Here is an 18379-nt window from a genome sequence, read left to right as displayed (position 1 = left end):
TCAATCACCGGCGTCTTCTGGAGACCATAGGAAACATCCCTCCGGCTGAAGCGGAGGAACGATACTACGCCACGCAGGATCAACCGGCGGTGGCAGCATAACTTAAACCAAACAGCCTCCGGCAAACCCGGGGCGGTTCACTACCAATTGTCGCTCAACTTACCTCACGCACTCTCGACGAGACAAAACTCGTTGAGATGATGGATCATGAGCTACTAAAATTGTGCCTTGAGCTAAATTTAATAACTGAAGAAGGTTACTTTAAGCTCGATCAATGCCGAGCGATAAGAAATAGTTTCTCTGCAGCGCACCCAGCAGTTGGAGCGCTTGATGAAGATGAAGTTGTAAATTTCATTAGCCGGTGCGCCCGTGCGGCGTTGAGCGATGTAAATGTCCCGGCAGGCGTAAACTTTAATGAATTGATATCAGCAATTAAATCAACACAATTTAATTCCGACCAAACAACCTACTGGTCAGCTGCGATAAAGGGCACCCATTCGGCACAAAGAGAACTAATCGCAGCCGCCCTTCACGGAATGTACTGCGATGAAGCCCTAGGTCAAAGCGCGAGAACTAACTGCGCAACACTCTTCAGAGCAGCAGTAGAGCTGGATGGAATTCCAGCCGCAATTATTGATCAGCACCAACTTTATGTAGGGAAAGGCGAGGAGACAAAAGCTAGCGCTTCTCGGGACTTCTTCACCCGTTTCGACATGATCGGTATGTTGTCAGAAGCAGAGCGTCACTCCATAGTTTCTGCCGCGTGTGATCGACTGTATGGCGCTCATCAGGGTATGAACAATTTTTATAACGAACCGCCCTTCGCAGCTCGACTGCACGAAATTGTGGGGGCTTCCGTCGTACCTGACAGTGTTAGATCGAAATTTGTCGAAACTATAATCTCTTGCGCAATAGGAAATCAGTACGGCGTATCGCGCGCCGCAAATACCCACTACGAAAGCATGATAAAAGACTTCTCACCTAGAGCTTTGGAATTAATGTTCTCAATTCCAAACAGCAAAACTATCTCTGGCAATAAAATAAAGAACCACGCACTTTGTAGAAAGAGATTTGCCGAAATTGTTAGCCTTCTTGCCGGGGCAAGAATTCCAACTTCTCTACAGACCTCGTATAATTACTGGATAAATGAAGTAAAAAAGTACGAATGATCCGTCTATATTGAAGCGCTAGATTTACTTTAGATCCAGAGAAGACAGACTACATCCTTCTCTGGATCCCTGAGCCGGAGCTTAACTCGTTACACGATTCCTGAGCACATAGTGCAGGATGCCGCCGGCCTTGATGTATTCCAACTCGTCGAGCGTATCGACACGGCAGAGACACTCGATGGTCTTGGTGGTGCCGTCCTCATAGGTAACCTCGACGTCCATCATCTGGCGCGGCTGAATGTCGGCAATGCCCTTGATGGTGACACGTTCCTTGCCGGTGATGCCATGGGACTGCCAGCTTTCACCCTCCTTGAAGGTCAGCGGAACGACGCCCATGCCGACCAGGTTGGAGCGGTGGATACGCTCGAACGATTGGGCGATGACCGCGCGCACGCCGAGCAGCTTGGTGCCCTTCGCGGCCCAGTCACGCGACGAACCCGTGCCATATTCCTTGCCCGCGAAGACGACCAGGGGTGTGCCAGCCTCTTGGTATTCCATGCAAGCGTCATAGATCCACTTCTTCTCGCCGTCCTTCATGGTGACGCCGCCCTCGACGCCGGGCACCATCTGGTTCTTGATGCGGATGTTGGCAAAGGTGCCGCGCATCATGACCTGGTGGTTGCCGCGACGGGCACCGTAGGAGTTGAAATCCTTCACCGGAACCTGGTGCTCGGCGAGGTAGGTGCCAGCAGGGCTGTCGGCCTTGATGTTGCCGGCCGGAGAGATGTGGTCGGTGGTGATCGAGTCCAGAAACAGCCCCATGACCGCAGCACCTTCGATGTCCTCGAGCGGCTTGGGTTCCATGGTCATGCCTTCGAAATACGGCGGGTTCTGAACATAGGTCGAGGCCGCCGGCCAGCCATAGGTCATGCCGCCTTCCACCTTGATCGACTGCCAGTGTTCGTCACCCTTGAAGACATCGCCATAGCGCTGACGGAACATCTCTTCGGTGATCGAGCTGCGGATCAGATCGGTGATCTCGGCCGTCGACGGCCAGATGTCCTTGAGATACACCGGGTTGCCGTCCTTGTCTGTGCCGATGGCATCCTTGACGATGTCGACATTCAGGTTGCCCGCGATGGCATAAGCGACAACCAGCGGCGGCGAAGCCAGGTAGTTGGCGCGCACGTCCGGATTGACCCGGCCCTCGAAGTTGCGGTTGCCGGAAAGCACCGAACAGGCGATCAGGTCGTTATCATTGATCGCCCTGGAAATCGCCGGATCGAGCGGTCCGGAATTGCCGATACAGGTGGTGCAGCCATAGCCCGCCAGCGTGAAGCCCAGCGCATCCAGATCATCCTGAACGCCGGCCTTTTCCAGATAGTCGGTCACGACCTGGGAGCCCGGTGCCAGCGAGGTCTTGACCCATGGCTTCACGGTCAGCCCTTTGGCCAGGGCATTGCGGGCCAGAAGCCCAGCACCGATCAGAACCGAAGGGTTGGACGTGTTGGTGCAAGACGTGATCGCTGCGATGACAACGTCGCCATTGCCGAGATCATGGTCCTTGCCTTCGACCGCAACCCGCTTTGAAAGATCGGCAGCTTTCTTGAATTCGGTTTCCATGGTTTTGGCAAAGCCCGATGCTGCATCGGCAAGGTTGATGCGGTCCTGTGGACGCTTGGGGCCGGAGATGGCCGGAACAACCGTGGAGATATCGAGTTCCAGCGTGTCGGTGAAGACGGGTTCCTCGCCACCGGTCCGAAACATGCCCTGGGCCTTGGCATAGGCTTCCACCAGTGCAACACGATCAGCTTCACGGCCCGTAGCTTTCAGGTAGCCGATGGTGTCGTTGTCGACCGGGAAGAACCCGCAAGTCGCGCCATATTCCGGCGCCATATTGGCGATGGTGGCCTCGTCCTCAAGCGACAGATGATCGAGGCCTTCGCCGTAGAATTCCACGAATTTTCCGACAACACCCTTCTGGCGCAGCATTTCGACAACGCGCAGCACGAGGTCCGTGGCGGTAATGCCGTCGTTCAGCTTGCCGGTCAGTTTGAAACCGATCACTTCCGGAATCAGCATGGAGATCGGCTGGCCGAGCATGGCGGCTTCCGCCTCGATCCCACCGACACCCCAGCCCAGAACTGCCAGGGCGTTGACCATGGTGGTATGGGAATCCGTTCCGACCAGCGTATCGGGATAGGCAACGGTCTCGCCGTTCTCCTCCTTCGTCCAGACGGTCTGAGCCAGGTATTCCAGGTTCACCTGGTGACAGATGCCCGTTCCGGGAGGAACCGCGCGGAAATTGTCAAAAGCGGACTGACCCCAGCGCAGAAACTCGTAGCGCTCACCATTGCGCTCATATTCCATCTCGACGTTTCGCTTGAACGCATCGTGCGTGCCGAAATAATCGACCATGACCGAGTGATCGATAACCAGATCGACGGGCACAAGCGGATTGACCTTTTTGGGATCGCCGCCAAGCTTCACTGCCGCATCACGCATGGCGGCCAGATCGACCACCGCAGGAACACCGGTGAAATCCTGCATCAACACACGGGCAGGCCGGTAGGCGATCTCGTGGTTCGACTTTCGCTCGACCAACCACTGGGCAACGGCACGAATGTCGTCAGCCGTAACGGTACGGCCATCCTCGAACCGCAGCAGGTTCTCCAGAACGACCTTCATGGACGACGGCAGCCTGGACACGCCTTCCAGGCCGTTCTTCTCGGCGTCGGGAATGGAGAAATAGGTGTAGCTCTTGCCACCAACGGTCAGTGTCTTTTTTGACTTGAAAGTATCAAGGGACTGGGTCACGGCGCGCGTTCTCCTCAAAGGTCCGTGGCGGCCAGGCCGCGTCCTGCCGGCCACCTGTGTAGAAACTCGCGGATTTCCGGGAGGGGAAATCCGTACTGCCCATATGGGCCTTGCTCAACGGACGCCAACAGAGCCTCTCCCCCATTTTTGTCCCTGCAAACCTTGCACTGACCCTATACCCAATTTGGGCAGTTATCACCAGATATGACGCTGCGGACCGGTCGAAATGACGCGCCGCCGTCGCCTGCCGGAGAAGGCTGCAAGGGCAAAGAGGCAGCCAAAGGAACTGCTTTCGCTTCCTTGTCAAACTTCCGGGCGAGGACTTGGTTCCAGTTGCAGGCCCCACGAAAAAACCAGCCGCTCGCTCAATCGCAGAAGTGGTTCACCCACGGCCAAAACCGGGGCCTGCGACGCCTGAAAGATATTGCATACCATTGTATACTGAATTATGTAGTGGCCAGCAAGCTTGTCCCGGCTAGCCTTTATTTACTGCGATCCGGTATGCAAGCTACATCGATCACGAGGACGCCGAACCATCATGAGCTTGTACGCAGACTATCTCAAAGAAATTGACACTCGAAAAACCCAGGGATTGAGCCCAAAACCCATCGATGATGGCGCTCTCCTTGCCGAAATCGTCGAACAGATCAAGGACCTGAAGAACGAACACCGGGAAGATTCCCTGAAGTTCTTCATTTACAACACTTTGCCGGGCACAACGAGTGCCGCTGGCGTCAAGGCGAAGTTCCTGAAGGAGATCATCCTCGGCGAGATCACCGTGGCGGAAATCACACCGGCCTTTGCCTTCGAACTCCTGTCCCACATGAAGGGCGGCACTTCTGTCGAAGTGCTGATCGATGTGGCACTTGGCAGCGACGAAGCAAATGCGAAGAGCGCAGCCGAAGTTCTGAAGACCCAGGTGTTCCTCTACGATGCGGATACTGACCGCCTCAAAAAGGCATATAAAGACGGCAACGCGATCGCCAGCGACATTCTGGAGAGCTACGCAAAAGCAGAGTTCTTCACAAAGTTGCCGGAGATGGACGAAGAGATCCAGGTCGTCACGTACATTGCAGCCGAGGGCGATATCTCCACCGACCTTCTGTCCCCGGGCAATCAGGCCCATTCACGCGCCGACCGTGAACTTCACGGCAAGTGCCTGATTTCGGAAAAGGCACAGCAGGAAATCGAAGCGCTGAAGCTGCAACACCCAGGCAAGCGCGTGATGCTGATCGCCGAAAAGGGCACCATGGGCGTTGGGTCCTCGCGTATGTCAGGCGTCAACAACGTGGCGCTTTGGACCGGCAAGCAGGCCAGCCCCTATGTGCCTTTCGTCAACTACGCACCGATTGTTGCCGGCACCAACGGCATTTCCCCAATCTTCCTGACAACAGTCGGCGTGACCGGCGGAATTGGTGTCGATCTGAAGAACTGGGCCAAGAAGCTCGATGAAGACGGTAAGCCGATCCTCAACAACGACGGCAACCCTGTTCTGGAGCAGAAATATTCGGTTGAGACTGGCACTGTCCTGACGATCAACACCAAGAAGCAGAAGCTCTACAACGAAGCCGGTGACGAAGAGCTGGTCGACATGTCATCGTCCTTCACGCCGCAGAAGCAAGAGTTCATGAAGGCTGGCGGATCCTATGCGATTGTCTTCGGCAAGAAGCTGCAGACCCTTGCAGCCGAAACACTCGGTATCGAGGCTCCTCTCGTCTTCGCACCGTCCAAGGAAATCTCTCACGAGGGACAGGGCCTGACGGCGGTTGAAAAGATCTTCAACAAGAACGCTGTCGGCGTGACCCCAGGCAAGACCTTGCACGCAGGCTCGGACGTCCGAGTGAAGGTCAACATCGTCGGTTCGCAGGACACGACCGGCCTGATGACCATGCAGGAACTGGAGGCCATGGCCGCCACCGTCGTTTCGCCGATTGTCGATGGCGCCTACCAGTCAGGTTGCCACACGGCCTCCGTTTGGGACCTCAAGGCCCAGGCCAATACGCCGCGCCTGATGAAGTTCATGAACGACTTCGGCCTGGTCACCGGCCGTGACCCCAAGGGCGCCTATCACGCCATGACCGACGTGATCCACAAGGTGCTGAACGACCTTACCGTCAGCGACTGGGACATCATCATCGGCGGCGACAGCCACACGCGCATGTCCAAGGGCGTAGCCTTCGGCGCGGACTCCGGCACCGTGGCCCTCGCTCTGGCGACTGGCGAAGCGTCCATGCCCATCCCTGAATCGGTGAAGGTCACATTCAGGGGCAAGATGGCCGATCACATGGACTTCCGGGATGTGGTGCACGCCACACAGGCGCAGATGCTTGAACAGCATGGCGACAACGTGTTCCAGGGCCGCGTGATCGAGGTCCACATCGGCACGCTTCTCGCTGACCAGGCATTTACCTTTACCGACTGGACTGCAGAGATGAAGGCAAAAGCCTCTGTCTGTATCTCCAACGACGAGACTCTGATCGGATCTCTTGAGCTGGCAAAATCGCGCATCCAGATCATGATCGACAAGGGCATGGAGCATGACAACGGCATGCTCGCCAAGCTGATCGCCAAGGCAGATCAGCGCATTGCCGAAATCAAGTCAGGCGAAGAGCCCGCGCTGATGCCCGACGACAACGCGAAGTATTTTGCCGAGGTGGTGGTGGACCTGGACAAGATCGTCGAGCCGATGATCGCCGATCCGGACGTCAACAACATCGATGTCTCCAAGCGCTACACCCACGACACCATTCGCCCGATCTCCTTCTACGACGCGGAGAAAAAGGTCGACCTGGGCTTCGTCGGCTCCTGCATGGTGCACAAGGGCGACATCAAGATCGTTGCCCAGATGCTGAAGAACCTGGAAAAGGCCCAGGGCAAGGTGGAGTTCAACGCTCCGCTCGTCGTCGCAGCACCGACCTACAACATCATTGACGAGTTGAAGGAAGAAGGTGACTGGGAGACGCTTGAGAAGTACTCCGGCTTCGAGTTCGACGACGATGCGCCCAAGACTGCCGCACGCACCGAATACGAGAACATTCTCTACCTCGAGCGTCCTGGCTGTAACCTTTGCATGGGCAACCAGGAAAAGGCAGCCAAGGGCGACACGGTGCTCGCCACCTCCACGCGCCTGTTCCAGGGTCGTGTCGTGGCCGACAGCGAGACCAAGAAGGGCGAATCCCTGCTGGCCTCGACACCTGTGGTCGTGCTGTCCGCAATCCTTGGCCGCACACCCACTGTCGAAGAGTACAAGGAAGCCGTCGAAGGCATCGACCTGACCAAGTTCGCCCCGCCTCTCCAGGCCCCGGCGACCGCCCGCTCGATGCATTTCTAAGAGCTGAAAAAGTCAAAAACACCAAAAGGCCGGCCTCCAAAGCCGGCCTTTTTCCGTTAGGGCGTGCCGAGAATGGCAAGGCGCTGCCCGACCTGCGAAGGATCACATACTTGCCATCGGGGCTCTCTCCGCTCTAACAAGGCAAGAGACCTTGTCGTCCGGAGAGCCGTTCTGAAACTCATAGCTGACAATCTGGCCGTGGATCGCGGCGACCGGAGGGTGTTTGCCGGGCTCTCCTTTTCGCTTGAAAGCGGGAACGCGCTTGTCGTTACCGGTCCAAATGGTGTCGGCAAGTCTTCGCTACTCAGAACACTGGCTGGTCTGGTTTCACTGTCGGAAGGCAGTCTGAACCTTCACGGTGCGCAGAGCGAACGCAGCGTTGCAGAACACACTCACTACTTCGGCCACCAAAGCGCCGTGAAGCCAGCGTTGAGCGTGAAGGAAAACCTTGCCTTTTGGCGCGATTTCACCACTCCCGCTCAGGTCTCCAACTTCGACCCGAAGGAATATGTCGCGCAGGGCATTCTCGAGGAATTGGGCATTGGCCACACCAGTGAATTGCCAGCAGCCTACCTCTCCGCCGGCCAAACCCGGCGCCTTGCCGTCGCACGCCTTTTTGTGTCTCCGCGTCCGATCTGGTTGCTGGATGAGCCCACGTCGGCACTCGACGCAAACTCCGAGGCCCAGCTCATCGATCTGATGAATGACCACCTGCGCCGTGGTGGCATGATCGTCACCGCCACGCATACGCCGCTTTCCCTGTCTCCTCTGCAGAGCCTGCATCTGGAGGCCTTGTCCATAGACGATCTGGCTCCACTGGAGGAGATTGGATGAGCAGCTGGGCGCTTTCTCTATTTCAGCGCGAGCTGCGCCTCGCAGTCCGTGTCGGCGGTGGCGCGCTTGTCGGCGTCCTGTTCTTTCTGGCCGTGGTCACCGTGATCCCCTTTGGCGTTGGCCCTGACCTCAATCTTTTGGCTCGTATCGGACCCGCCATTTTATGGATTGGCGCGCTGCTTGCCACGCTGCTCGGCTTGGACCGCCTGTTTCAGGCAGACCGTGACGATGGGTCACTCGATCTGATCCTCATGGCCGGACGGCCACTCGAACTCGTAGTTCTGATCAAATGCCTGGCACACTGGATGGCAACGGGCCTGCCATTGGTTGCAGCCGCTCCGGTTCTGGCGATCTTCCTGAACCTGGAACCCACAGCGATTGGGGCTGTTACGCTGACCCTGGCAGCAGGAACGCCAGCACTTACCCTGATCGGCGCAATCGGCGCATCCCTTACGGTCACCCTGCGCCGAGGTGGGCTCCTGCTGGCAGTCCTTGTGATCCCGCTCACAATCCCGGTCCTGATCTTCGGTGTCAGCGCGGCTGATGCCGCAGTCAATGATCCGGTGCCCTTCATGACCCCGTTCCTGATCCTCTGCGCCCTGTCGCTGATCTCCCTCGTGGTCGGTCCATTCGCCTCAGCAGCCGCTCTGAGGTTTTCGTCAGACTAAGGTTGGGGCGCCCTGTGACACCTGCGACAGGCCTACCCATTGAAGCAGCAGGCTCTCTAGATTAGAACGTTTCCATGGGTATCTTGGACTTTGCCAATCCGACACGCTTCATGAAGCTGACGCAGCTGGTTTTGCCTTGGCTGGTCGGCCTCTGTGCGATCGCCTTTGCAGTCGGCCTCTACATGAGCTTCTTCGTTGCACCCGAAGACTATCAGCAGGGCGATACCGTGCGGATCATGTACATCCATGTGCCTGCCGCCTGGCTGGCCATGATGTGCTATTCGATCATGGCAATCTCTTCCCTTGGCACATTGGTCTGGAAGCATCCACTGGCAGATGTTTCAGCCAAATGCGCGGCCCCCATCGGCGCCGCATTCACATTCATCTCCCTTGTGACAGGATCACTTTGGGGCAAGCCGATGTGGGGAACCTATTGGGTCTGGGATGCGCGGCTGACCTCTGTCCTGGTGCTCTTCATCATGTACCTCGGCCTGATGGCCCTATGGCGGACGATGGAAGATCCGATCAAGGCCGGCAAGGCCGCTGCGATCCTGACCCTTGTCGGCGCGCTGAACCTGCCGATCATCAAATTTTCCGTTGATTGGTGGAACACCCTTCATCAGCCGGCAAGTGTCATGAGAATGGACGGCCCGACGATCCATCCGGACATCCTGCTGCCGTTGGCGGTCATGGCGGTTGCATTCACACTTCTTTTCTTCGTGATCCATCTGATCGCCATGCGAAATGAAATCCTGCGCCGCCGCGTCCGTACGCTTCGCTTACGCGCGGCCTCCGCCGCCCGTCCCGCTGGCGCGTCAGCAACCCTCCAACCGGCGGAGTAGGCCAGATGGATCTTGGGCCTCACGCCGGCTTTATCATTGCCTCCTACGCAATCTGCTTTGGCGTTGTTGCAGGACTGATCCTATGGGTGCGCTTGGACAAGTCACAGCTTGATTCGACCTTGAAGGATCTGGAGAGCCAGGGCCTTACAAAGACGCGCAGAACATCAAAGAAGCCCGACATCCAATGACGAATTCCGACGAAACGCGTGAAGCTGGCGCACCTAAACGCCGCCTTCCCGTGCTTGTCCTGCTGCCGCTGATTCTCTTCGCGGCCCTTGCCGCTCTTTTCCTGTTTCAGCTGACTCTCGGCAACGACCCTAGCACTATCCCGTCTGCGCTGATCGGCCGGCCCGTGCCCGAGACCGATCTCGCCCAGGTGCCCGACCTCACCAAAAACGGAAGTATAGTTCCGGGGTTCTCGCGGGAAAATCTTCTGGGCAAGGTTTCGGTGGTCAATGTGTTTGCGTCCTGGTGTGTACCCTGCCGTCAGGAGCACCCGTTCCTGGAAGACCTCGCGACCCGCGATGGCTTCCAGATGATTGGTATCAACTACAAAGACAAGCCGGAGAACGCGCGCCGTTTCCTGGGAAGTCTCGGCAATCCCTATGAACGGGTCGGAGCGGATGAAAAGGGCCGTGCCGCGATTGACTGGGGTGTCTATGGCGTTCCCGAAACCTTCATCGTCGATGCCAGCGGAATGATCCGCTACAAGTTCATCGGACCTTTGTCTGCGAGCGCATATGAGGGCACTTTCCTGCCGGAGTTACAAAAGGTCTTGGACAGCCCCTCTGGTGCAGACTGAAATCTGAAAACGAGGTCAGTCACCGCGTCGTGACTGGCTCTTTATCCGTGCAACCCCTAACTTCCTTACATCAGGAACAATGAGGATAGCCCCTATGGGGATGCACATTGAACGCCTGCGCAAAATTTTGCGCAGAACTCTTTTTAGTGCTGCAAGCGGAATAATATTTGCGCCCATGATGGTGTTCGGGGCACAGGCGGGACCCATCGCTGTGGCCGAGCTTTTTACAAGTCAGGGATGCTCATCCTGTCCGCCAGCGGACGTCCTTTTGGAACAGCTTGCACAGAACGGTGATGTGCTAGCGCTTTCGCTACCGGTTGATTATTGGGATTATCTAGGCTGGCGGGATACTCTGGCCAGCCCCGACAACTCTGCCCGCCAACGTGCCTACGCGGCGCGTCGTGGTGACCGGTCGGTCTACACCCCTCAGATCGTCGTCAACGGCGTCGAGCATGTCGTCGGCAGCAACGCACGAGCCGTTGAAGGTGCCCTGGCTCGCGCCAATCCGCTCAACGTCGAGGTCGAGCTCAAGCGCAACGATCTGGGAATTGAAGCAAAGGTGGTCGGACAACTACCCGAAGGCTTCAAGATGGCGACAGTGTTCTTCGCAAGCGTGATCGAGCAGGAAGAAGTTGCCGTCGGCCGGGGCGAAAACGCCGGTGCTTCGATCACCTATGTCAATGTGGTGCGCAATCTTCATCCCATCGGCATGTGGTCGGGCGGAACAGAAACCTTCCGCATGCCAAAAAGTGAGCTGATGCGCTCAAACGGCAAACGCTGTGCGATCCTGATTCAGCTTGAAGACGAGAACGGCCCCGGACCAATCCTCGGCGCCGGCACAATCGACTGGCACCCGGCAAGTTAGCGGCTGCCACAAGATCCTGTTGTGCATCTTGGCTGTTTGGGGTTGCCCTCCCTCCGAAAGCTGATACCCCTTGCCCGTTGACAGCGCCTGACTCGGCGTCACGCACAAGGGATCCGGCAGAATGGACCTCAGGTTCAAGGTCGCACTCGGCAGCATAGGTATCGGACTAATTGTCCTGGCGATGAAATTCGCCGCCTATAGTCTGACCGGATCGGTTGCACTCTACTCTGATGCCCTGGAAACCATTGTCAACGTTGCGTCCTCTATCGCAGCGGTCTTTGCGGTCTGGTTCGCGTCCAAACCTGCCGATTCCAATCATCCTTACGGTCACGACAAGGCAGAGTATTTCGCCGCTGTTCTTGTCGGCGTAATGATCGTGCTCGCCGCCATCGCGATTTTCCGCGCCGCCTGGCTAGGCTACGTCGGCGCCTCGAGCGTCACCTATTCACTCTCCGGGTTGGGAATGAATGCGCTTGCAGCCGTCATCAATGGAACATGGGCCGCCATCCTACTGAAGGTCGGGCGCTCAAATCGCTCGCCTGCCCTTGTCGCCGACGGCAAGCATCTGGTCACCGATGTAGTCACGTCTCTGGGTGTCTTGCTTGGCGTTGCTCTCGTCGTGCTAACGGGATGGCACATTCTTGATTCCCTGCTCGCAGCTCTGGTTGGCTTGAACGTCCTCTGGACCGGATGGCAGGTGGTGAAAGAGAGCGTTTCCGGGCTCATGGACGAAGCTGCGTCCGAGGACGTCCAGGCAATGATCAAAGACCTCATTTCCGAACATGGTGACGGCGCCCTTGAGGCCCACGATCTTAGAACGCGCATCGCCGGACGGGTTACCTTTGTCGACTTCCACCTCGTCGTCCCTGGCGAAATGTCTGTCGACACCGCCCATGACATTTGCGATCGGATCGAACAAGCCGTCGGCAAGGATTTGCCCGGCGCTCATGTCACGATCCATGTTGAACCGGAACACAAGGCCAAGCACTCGGGAATTGTCGTGCTTTAGGCACCTGGGCGCAGAAGCGCCTGATCTGGAAGAAAGCCTTGCGATTGCCAAGTTTTTCGAAATAGCACTACACTCGCCCACCCTTCGGAATTCCGCGCCCCTGCGGACGGACACTCTCATGCGCAGACAAGACGTTTTCGATCACACCATCCTGATTGTGGGCACCATCGTCATGTGCGGACCGATGCTCGCGGTCTTTCTTGCAACAACCCACGACGCTACCTTCTTTCGGGAAACAGGCTTGACGTTCATTCCCGGTGGTCACGGTTTGTCGAACTACGGCCATTTGCTTCAGTCCGAAGGCGGCTTTCGCGGCGACATCACAGCCCTGGGAATGATCTGGAACTCGTTCTTGCTGGGCGCAGGCTTTGCGTTGGCAAAGGTAAGCCTTTCGCTTCTGGCCGCCTATTCGCTGGTCTATTTCCGGCTACGCTTCGCGGTCTTCTTCTTCTGGCTTCTGCTGCTTTCGCTAATGCTGCCGCTGGAGTCCCGGTTTATGCCAACTTATGACGTCGTCGCAAGCCTGGGGCTTGTGAACACACAGACCGGGTTGATCCTGCCGCTCGCGGCCTCCGGCATTGGCACCTTCTTTTTCCGTCAATTTCTGCGGAATATCCCCGACAGCATGCTCGAGTCGGCACGCCTTGATGGCGCCGGTCCTTTGAAGTTCCTGCGCGACATTCTCATCCCGCTGTCTATGCCGATGGCAGGTGCGCTTTTTCTGGTGACCTTCGTCAATGGCTGGAACCAGTACCTCTGGCCCGTCATGGTGACGTCGGAAGAAAGCCGCTACACCATCGTGCGCGGCCTTCAGTTCTATGGCCGCTCAAGCCTCACAGGAATGATGCTGGCCTGCCTCGCAGTCTTGCCGCCCGCTCTGCTCCTGGTGTTTTTCCAGCGCCTCTTCGTCAAAGGCCTGTTCGACGGCAGCCACTGATCTTTCAAGGAGAATCGCCGTGTCCCTCGCGCAACAACCGATCATCTTCGATTGCGATGGTGTCTTGATCAATTCAGAGGTCATCTATCACGCGGTCGAGATGGAATTTCTTGGCCAGATTGGCCTGACCTACGAGCCAATCGACTATGGTATCCGTTTTACCGGATTGCACGGCCGGGACTTCATGTCGGCGATCAAGGCCGACTATGCCGCCCTCGCCAAAGGCCCCTTCCCAGATGACTTCCAGGAGCGAATGACCGCCGAAATGTACCGGCGCATGGAAACTGAGCTGACATCCGTTTCGGGCATCCATGATTTTCTTGCAGGTCACCAGGGGCCGCGCGCAGTGGCATCTTCCTCAGGTTTGAAAGGGCTGAAGCGCAAGTTGCAGATCACTGAGCTCGCCGAGCATTTCGACAATCACGTCTATTCCGGCGACCAGGTCGAACATGGCAAGCCCGCGCCGGATCTCTTTTTGATGGCAGCGGACCGGATTGGGCAGCAGCCTACGGACTGCATTGTCCTGGAAGACAGCATCAATGGGGTGAAGGCTGGGCTCGCAGCAGGCATGACGGTATGGGGCTTCGTAGGCGCTGGCCATGCAGATGACGGGCTTGCAGACCGGCTCACAAACGCGGGCGCCCATGATGTGATCGTCTCGTTCGAGGAAATGACCAGCCGTCTTTAGGACCAAATAAAAAGAGCCCGGGGAGACCCCGGGCTCGAGTTGCGGCCAAATCAATATGGCCGCTTTGGGAGACGGTAATTACCGTGCAGAGCCGATACCGAATTCCGGATAGGCTTCGACACCAACCTCGACCTTGTCGAGACCAAGTGCTTCTTCCTCTTCGGAAACCCGGATGCCCATGACGGCCTTCAGGACGAACCAGACAATGGACGTCGCGACCAGAGTGAACACGCCGTAGGAAACGATGCCGACGAGCTGTGTGCCATAGGAGGCGCCATCGTTGGAGAATGGCACGATAAGCGTGCCCCAGATACCTGCAATGAGGTGAACCGGGATAGCGCCGACAACATCGTCGATCTTCAACTTGTCGAGCATCGGAACCGCGAAGACGACAATCGCACCGCCAACTCCGCCGATGATGACAGCCTGGAGAACGGATGGAGCGAGCGGCTCGGCCGTGATGGATACGAGACCGGCCAGAGCACCGTTCAGTGCCATGGTAACGTCGACCTTCTTGTAAAGGATCTGCGTCAGGATCACGGCAACAACGACACCAGCTGCAGCAGCCATGTTGGTGTTGGCGAAGATGCGAGACACATCGGTTACGTCAGCGATCGAGCCCATTGCGAGCTGGGATGCGCCGTTGAAGCCGAACCAGCCGAGCCACAGGATGAAAGTACCGAGCGTAGCGAGCGGCATGGAAGAACCCGGAAGCGGGGTCACCTGGCCGTTCGGGCCATACTTGCCTTTACGAGCACCGAGGATGATCGCACCGGACAAAGCTGCCCAGCCACCGACGGAGTGAACGATCGTGGAACCGGCGAAATCGGAGAAGCCCATCTCGGACAGCCAGCCGCCGCCCCACTGCCAGGAACCGGAAATCGGATACAGGATACCGGTCAGGATGGCCGTGAAGATCAGGAAAGGCCAGAGCTTGATGCGCTCGGCAACGGTACCGGAAACGATCGATGCGGTTGCTGCCACGAAGACCATCTGGAAGAACCAGTCAGAAGCCGTGGAGTAGCCTGTGTCGAGTGCGTCCCCGCCAACGGCGTCGAAGGAATATGGACCGAAGGAACCGATGAAGCCGCCGTCAACGCCAGCGTACATAAGGTTGTAACCGGTGATCCAGAACATCAGGCCTGCGATCGAGTACAGGGTGATGTTCTTGAGGCACTGCATGGAAACGTTCTTGGAACGAACGAGACCAGCTTCAAGCATGGCGAAACCAGCCGCCATCCACATGACCAGGAAGCCACCGATAAGGAACAGCAGCGTGTTGAAGATATAGGCTGTTTCAGGCGAAACTGCCGGGGCAGCGTCCTGAGCCATAGCCGGCACGGCCATCAGGCCGAGGGCGCCGAGCGAAGCCGCGCTTTTTGCGACAAGTTTGTTCATAGTTCTTACCCTCAATACAATCAAAGAGCTTCGGCGTCGGTTTCGCCGGTACGGATGCGAACGACCTGGTCGATCGAATAGACGAAGATCTTGCCATCGCCGATCTGACCGGTCTTGGCAGCGCCTGAGATGACCTCGACAACCTTGTCGACAGACTCACCGGAAACGGCGACTTCGATTTTCAGCTTCGGAAGGAAGCTGACGGCATACTCGGTGCCGCGGTAGATTTCAGTGTGGCCCTTTTGGCGGCCGTATCCCTTGACCTCAGTAACAGTCAGGCCTTGGATGCCGATCCCCGTGAGCGCGTCACGCACTTCATCGAGTTTGAACGGCTTGATGATGGCCATCACAATTTTCATTGCTTGTTCCCATTCCTTGTCCTGCGCCTTTTCCCTGCGAAAAGGCTGGCCGACCTACCCGTTCGGTCCCCCCTGGGTTCCGAAACCCTGCCTTCGAAAACGAAGGCCCGCACAAGTACGTAGCCGGGTCGGTGTCGTGTCCTTCATTACAAGGACCGTGCCAACTTCAGGAGAAACTTCATAAAACCGCAGAATTCTGGGATTCTAACGATCCAGAGAGGGATATTGGATAAAACCCAAACCTACGCAGAGTGGCCTCAGCCACTTGAGTGAGAGTAAAAATTAGGCAAATTTCAGAATTTGCATAAAAAATAAACAAAAAAGAATCGAAGATGGAGCCAACGGTTATTTTTGCGGCAGAAATTCTGCTTGCCATAGGTGCAGCCGCCGTTGGCGTAGTCGCCTTACCGACGCTTTAAGGAAATTTTAGTAAAAAACTCAGGCCGAGAATCCACCGTCGGCAAGATAGGCAAGTTCCTCAGGCGTCGACACTCGCCCAAGCACCTCATTGCGGTGGGGGAAGCGGCCAAACCGGCGAATGACGTCCATATGGATCAAGGCGTAGAGATAAAACTGCTCATGCCCCAGCGGCCGGGTCAGATCGATACTCTTCTCCTGGGCGGCAATATCTTCAGCGTGCTCAAATGGCAGGTAGAAAAAGACTCTCACGTCCTTCGGGAAGGCCTTGTCGAAGCCTGTCTCTACAGCCTTGTTGGCAAGCGCCAACGCCATCCCGTCACTCTCGAATGCCCTAGGGTCGCCGCGATAGACGTTGCGGCAAAACTGATCGAGAAGAATGATTAGGGCCAGACAGCCATGCGGGGTCTCGCCCCAAAGCTCAAGTTCTCCTGACTTTGCAGCCTCGATTGCCTCCAAAAACCGCGAGCGAATTTCCGCGTCAAACGCATCAGAACGCACGAACCACTTTTCGGCACCTGCCTGCCACCAGAACTCAAGAACATCAATCGGTGAGACCGGTGGCAAAGCATGCGGTAGGGACATCCTGCACTCCATCAAGAATCGGACGGTGAAATATTTATTAGGTATATGTAGGCGCTAGAATAACAAACCAAGTACCAAAACCGCCGAGAGCCAATTTCGTGAGTCAAGACACCATCCTAGACCTCAAAGGTCTGAAATGCCCCCTCCCGGTCCTTAAAACACGCAAGGCGCTCAGCCGGGTCGAGAGCGGAACCCGAATGATCGTTCAAACGACCGACCCCATGGCGTTTCTGGATATTCCCCATTTCTGCAGTGAAGACGGACACACGCTCGAAAGCTCCGAAAAAGATGGCGACAGCGGCCGCTTTACAATCATCAAGGCCTGACCAGAGCAACGAACCAATGACCTCAATACTTTTTGTCTGCCTTGGCAACATCTGCCGCTCACCGCTGGCCGAGGGTATTTTCCGGAACACGCTGGAAGAGGCAGGGCAGGTTGAGAGCGTTCGGATTGACAGCGCGGGCACCGGAGCCTGGCACGAGGGGAACCCGCCTGATCCAAGATCCATCGAAGTCGCCGCGAGATATGGCATCGACATTGCGGGCCAACGCGCACGGCAGGTCCGCCAGGAGGATTTTTCAGATTTCGACCTGATCCTGGCGATGGACAAAAGCAACCTGTCCAAACTGCGCCAGATCGCCCCAAACGAAACTATGGCGCACCTGCGTCTCTTTCTCGACGCCCCCGAGCAAGAGGTGCCCGACCCCTACTATGGTGGTGATCAGGGCTTTGAAGCCGTTTTTCATATGCTCAGAACGGCAAGCGAGCGACTGAGCCGGATGCTAGGCGATCAGCAATCTTCATAATCCCGTCTTGAAGCCTTCGTATTGCAGTGGCTGCCACGAAGGACCGTACAGTTTATGAAGTTGCTCTTTTGGACGTTCGCTCTGGTCTTGATTGCGCTTGGCCTCGCAACGGTCTGGCTGCCCATCCCGACAGGCGTTCCCCTCCTCGCTCTGGGCATGATTGTCATCATCGCAACCAGTCGCCAGGCTGCCAGGGCACTGCGGAACCGCAGGCGCAGGGTTCCGCGCCTCAACAGCATCTTTACCTGGCTGGAGGATCGCTCTCCAATGCGTTTCGCGCGCATCTTGAAGCGTACACGCCCGCGCAAGTCCAGCTAGCCGGGTGAATACTCAAGCCTCCACCAAGCCCTTGAACCTCGGCCAGCAGATATCACATCAAATAATGGCGGCATGAGCAGCGAATGCTCCTGCTGCCGTCAAGACAATCGACAAAGGGAGTCTCATCATGCCTGGCTTACAGATAGATCACGACGCCTGGGTTCTGGTCGGCGACGGCGAAAAAGCGCTGGTGTTCCGGAACGAAGGTGACCGGGAATTTCCCAATCTGCAAGTGATCCGCCAGATGGAGAGCGAAAACCCCAAAACCTCTGAACAGGGCACCGACGCACCAGGGCGCAAGGGTGACGGCCCCGGACCTCAGAAAAGCTCCATGGAACAGACCGACTGGCACACGCTGGAGAAACACCGCTTTGCCAAGGAGATGGCCGAAATGCTCTACAAGGCCGCACACAAGGGCAGATACGAGAAACTGGTGGTGGCAGCGCCGCCGATGATCCTCGGAGACCTGCGCAAGGCGTTCCACAAAGAGGTCAAGGATCGCGTGGTTGCCGAGGTCGACAAGACCCTGACGAGCCATCCGCCGGTCGAAATCGAACGGATCCTGACCCGCAAGTCCTGACGCCAGCCTTTGG

At 57.0% G+C, this 18379-nt stretch carries 19 protein-coding genes; 15 read left to right on the top strand and 4 right to left on the bottom strand.

The annotated features are described in order from the left end of the window. Positions 1-197 precede the first annotated feature (197 nt). Positions 198-1169: a hypothetical protein gene (locus ABJZ52_RS14625; protein ID WP_348187383.1), complete on the top strand. Its 972-nt coding sequence runs from the start codon at positions 198-200 to the stop codon at positions 1167-1169. A gap of 81 nt (positions 1170-1250) precedes the next feature. On the opposite strand, the gene acnA is transcribed toward ABJZ52_RS14625, so the two are convergent. After that, the gene (acnA, locus tag ABJZ52_RS14620; RefSeq protein WP_348187385.1) at positions 1251-3926 is read right to left on the bottom strand and encodes an aconitate hydratase AcnA; all 2676 of its coding nucleotides are present in this window, start codon (positions 3924-3926) and stop codon (positions 1251-1253) included. 538 nt (positions 3927-4464) lie between these two features. Here acnA and ABJZ52_RS14615 point away from each other — a divergent pair. The 10 genes from ABJZ52_RS14615 to ABJZ52_RS14570 all read left to right on the top strand — a co-directional run bounded on the left by ABJZ52_RS14615 (position 4465) and on the right by ABJZ52_RS14570 (position 13902). Then, positions 4465-7257, top strand: a complete 2793-nt coding sequence (locus ABJZ52_RS14615; RefSeq protein ID WP_348187387.1) for a bifunctional aconitate hydratase 2/2-methylisocitrate dehydratase — start codon at positions 4465-4467, stop codon at positions 7255-7257. A gap of 171 nt (positions 7258-7428) precedes the next feature. Then, positions 7429-8091 (top strand): heme ABC exporter ATP-binding protein CcmA, encoded by a 663-nt coding sequence (ccmA, locus tag ABJZ52_RS14610; RefSeq protein ID WP_348187588.1) that lies wholly within the window; start codon positions 7429-7431, stop codon positions 8089-8091. Continuing rightward, complete coding sequence (gene ccmB, locus ABJZ52_RS14605) at positions 8088-8759, top strand: heme exporter protein CcmB (RefSeq protein ID WP_348187389.1); 672 nt, start codon at positions 8088-8090, stop codon at positions 8757-8759. Before ccmA ends, ccmB begins: the two co-directional genes overlap by 4 nt. 74 nt (positions 8760-8833) lie before the next feature. Continuing rightward, positions 8834-9601, top strand: a complete 768-nt coding sequence (locus ABJZ52_RS14600; protein WP_348187391.1) for a heme ABC transporter permease — start codon at positions 8834-8836, stop codon at positions 9599-9601. 5 nt (positions 9602-9606) lie between these two features. Beyond that, positions 9607-9789, top strand: coding sequence for a heme exporter protein CcmD (gene ccmD / locus ABJZ52_RS14595; protein WP_348187393.1), 183 nt, complete (start codon positions 9607-9609; stop codon positions 9787-9789). After that, complete coding sequence (locus ABJZ52_RS14590) at positions 9786-10403, top strand: DsbE family thiol:disulfide interchange protein (RefSeq protein ID WP_348187395.1); 618 nt, start codon at positions 9786-9788, stop codon at positions 10401-10403. The genes ccmD and ABJZ52_RS14590 overlap by 4 nt, the downstream gene beginning before the upstream one ends. Positions 10404-10578: 175 nt before the next feature. Next, a complete protein-coding gene (locus tag ABJZ52_RS14585; protein WP_348312096.1) occupies positions 10579-11268 on the top strand; it encodes a DUF1223 domain-containing protein in 690 nt (229 codons plus the stop codon). 121 nt (positions 11269-11389) lie between these two features. Further along, positions 11390-12277, top strand: coding sequence for a cation diffusion facilitator family transporter (locus tag ABJZ52_RS14580; protein ID WP_348187397.1), 888 nt, complete (start codon positions 11390-11392; stop codon positions 12275-12277). A gap of 118 nt (positions 12278-12395) precedes the next feature. After that, entirely contained in the window at positions 12396-13214 is an 819-nt protein-coding gene (locus ABJZ52_RS14575) for an ABC transporter permease subunit (RefSeq protein ID WP_348187399.1), read from the top strand. A gap of 19 nt (positions 13215-13233) precedes the next feature. Further along, positions 13234-13902 carry an HAD family phosphatase gene (locus tag ABJZ52_RS14570; protein ID WP_348184474.1) on the top strand — a complete coding sequence of 223 codons (669 nt, stop codon included), beginning with the start codon at positions 13234-13236 and terminating at the stop codon, positions 13900-13902. A 78-nt stretch (positions 13903-13980) separates the two neighbouring features. On the opposite strand, the gene ABJZ52_RS14565 is transcribed toward ABJZ52_RS14570, so the two are convergent. The 3 genes from ABJZ52_RS14565 to ABJZ52_RS14555 form a co-directional block, all read right to left on the bottom strand. Next, positions 13981-15300, bottom strand: a complete 1320-nt coding sequence (locus tag ABJZ52_RS14565) for an ammonium transporter (RefSeq protein ID WP_348187402.1) — start codon at positions 15298-15300, stop codon at positions 13981-13983. 20 nt (positions 15301-15320) lie between these two features. Next, entirely contained in the window at positions 15321-15659 is a 339-nt protein-coding gene (locus tag ABJZ52_RS14560) for a P-II family nitrogen regulator (RefSeq protein ID WP_153771451.1), read from the bottom strand. Between the two features lie 438 nt (positions 15660-16097). Further along, the gene (locus ABJZ52_RS14555; protein ID WP_348187404.1) at positions 16098-16661 is read right to left on the bottom strand and encodes a DUF924 family protein; all 564 of its coding nucleotides are present in this window, start codon (positions 16659-16661) and stop codon (positions 16098-16100) included. A gap of 98 nt (positions 16662-16759) precedes the next feature. Between ABJZ52_RS14555 and ABJZ52_RS14550 the strand changes: the two genes are divergently transcribed. The 4 genes from ABJZ52_RS14550 (at position 16760) to ABJZ52_RS14535 (ending at position 18366) form a co-directional block, all read left to right on the top strand. Then, a complete protein-coding gene (locus ABJZ52_RS14550; RefSeq protein ID WP_348187406.1) occupies positions 16760-16987 on the top strand; it encodes a sulfurtransferase TusA family protein in 228 nt (75 codons plus the stop codon). 16 nt (positions 16988-17003) lie between these two features. Continuing rightward, positions 17004-17468 (top strand): low molecular weight protein-tyrosine-phosphatase, encoded by a 465-nt coding sequence (locus tag ABJZ52_RS14545; protein WP_348187408.1) that lies wholly within the window; start codon positions 17004-17006, stop codon positions 17466-17468. Between the two features lie 54 nt (positions 17469-17522). After that, positions 17523-17786: a hypothetical protein gene (locus tag ABJZ52_RS14540; protein ID WP_348187410.1), complete on the top strand. Its 264-nt coding sequence runs from the start codon at positions 17523-17525 to the stop codon at positions 17784-17786. A 127-nt stretch (positions 17787-17913) separates the two neighbouring features. Next, positions 17914-18366 (top strand): host attachment family protein, encoded by a 453-nt coding sequence (locus tag ABJZ52_RS14535; RefSeq protein WP_348187412.1) that lies wholly within the window; start codon positions 17914-17916, stop codon positions 18364-18366. Positions 18367-18379: the final 13 nt, after the last annotated feature.

The sequence above is a fragment of the Roseibium sp. genome (assembly GCF_039982295.1).
In the GTDB taxonomy this organism is placed as follows: Bacteria; Pseudomonadota; Alphaproteobacteria; order Rhizobiales; family Stappiaceae; genus Roseibium.
Note: the sequence above shows the minus strand (reverse complement) of the source record. Positions and strands in the feature narration are given on the sequence as shown.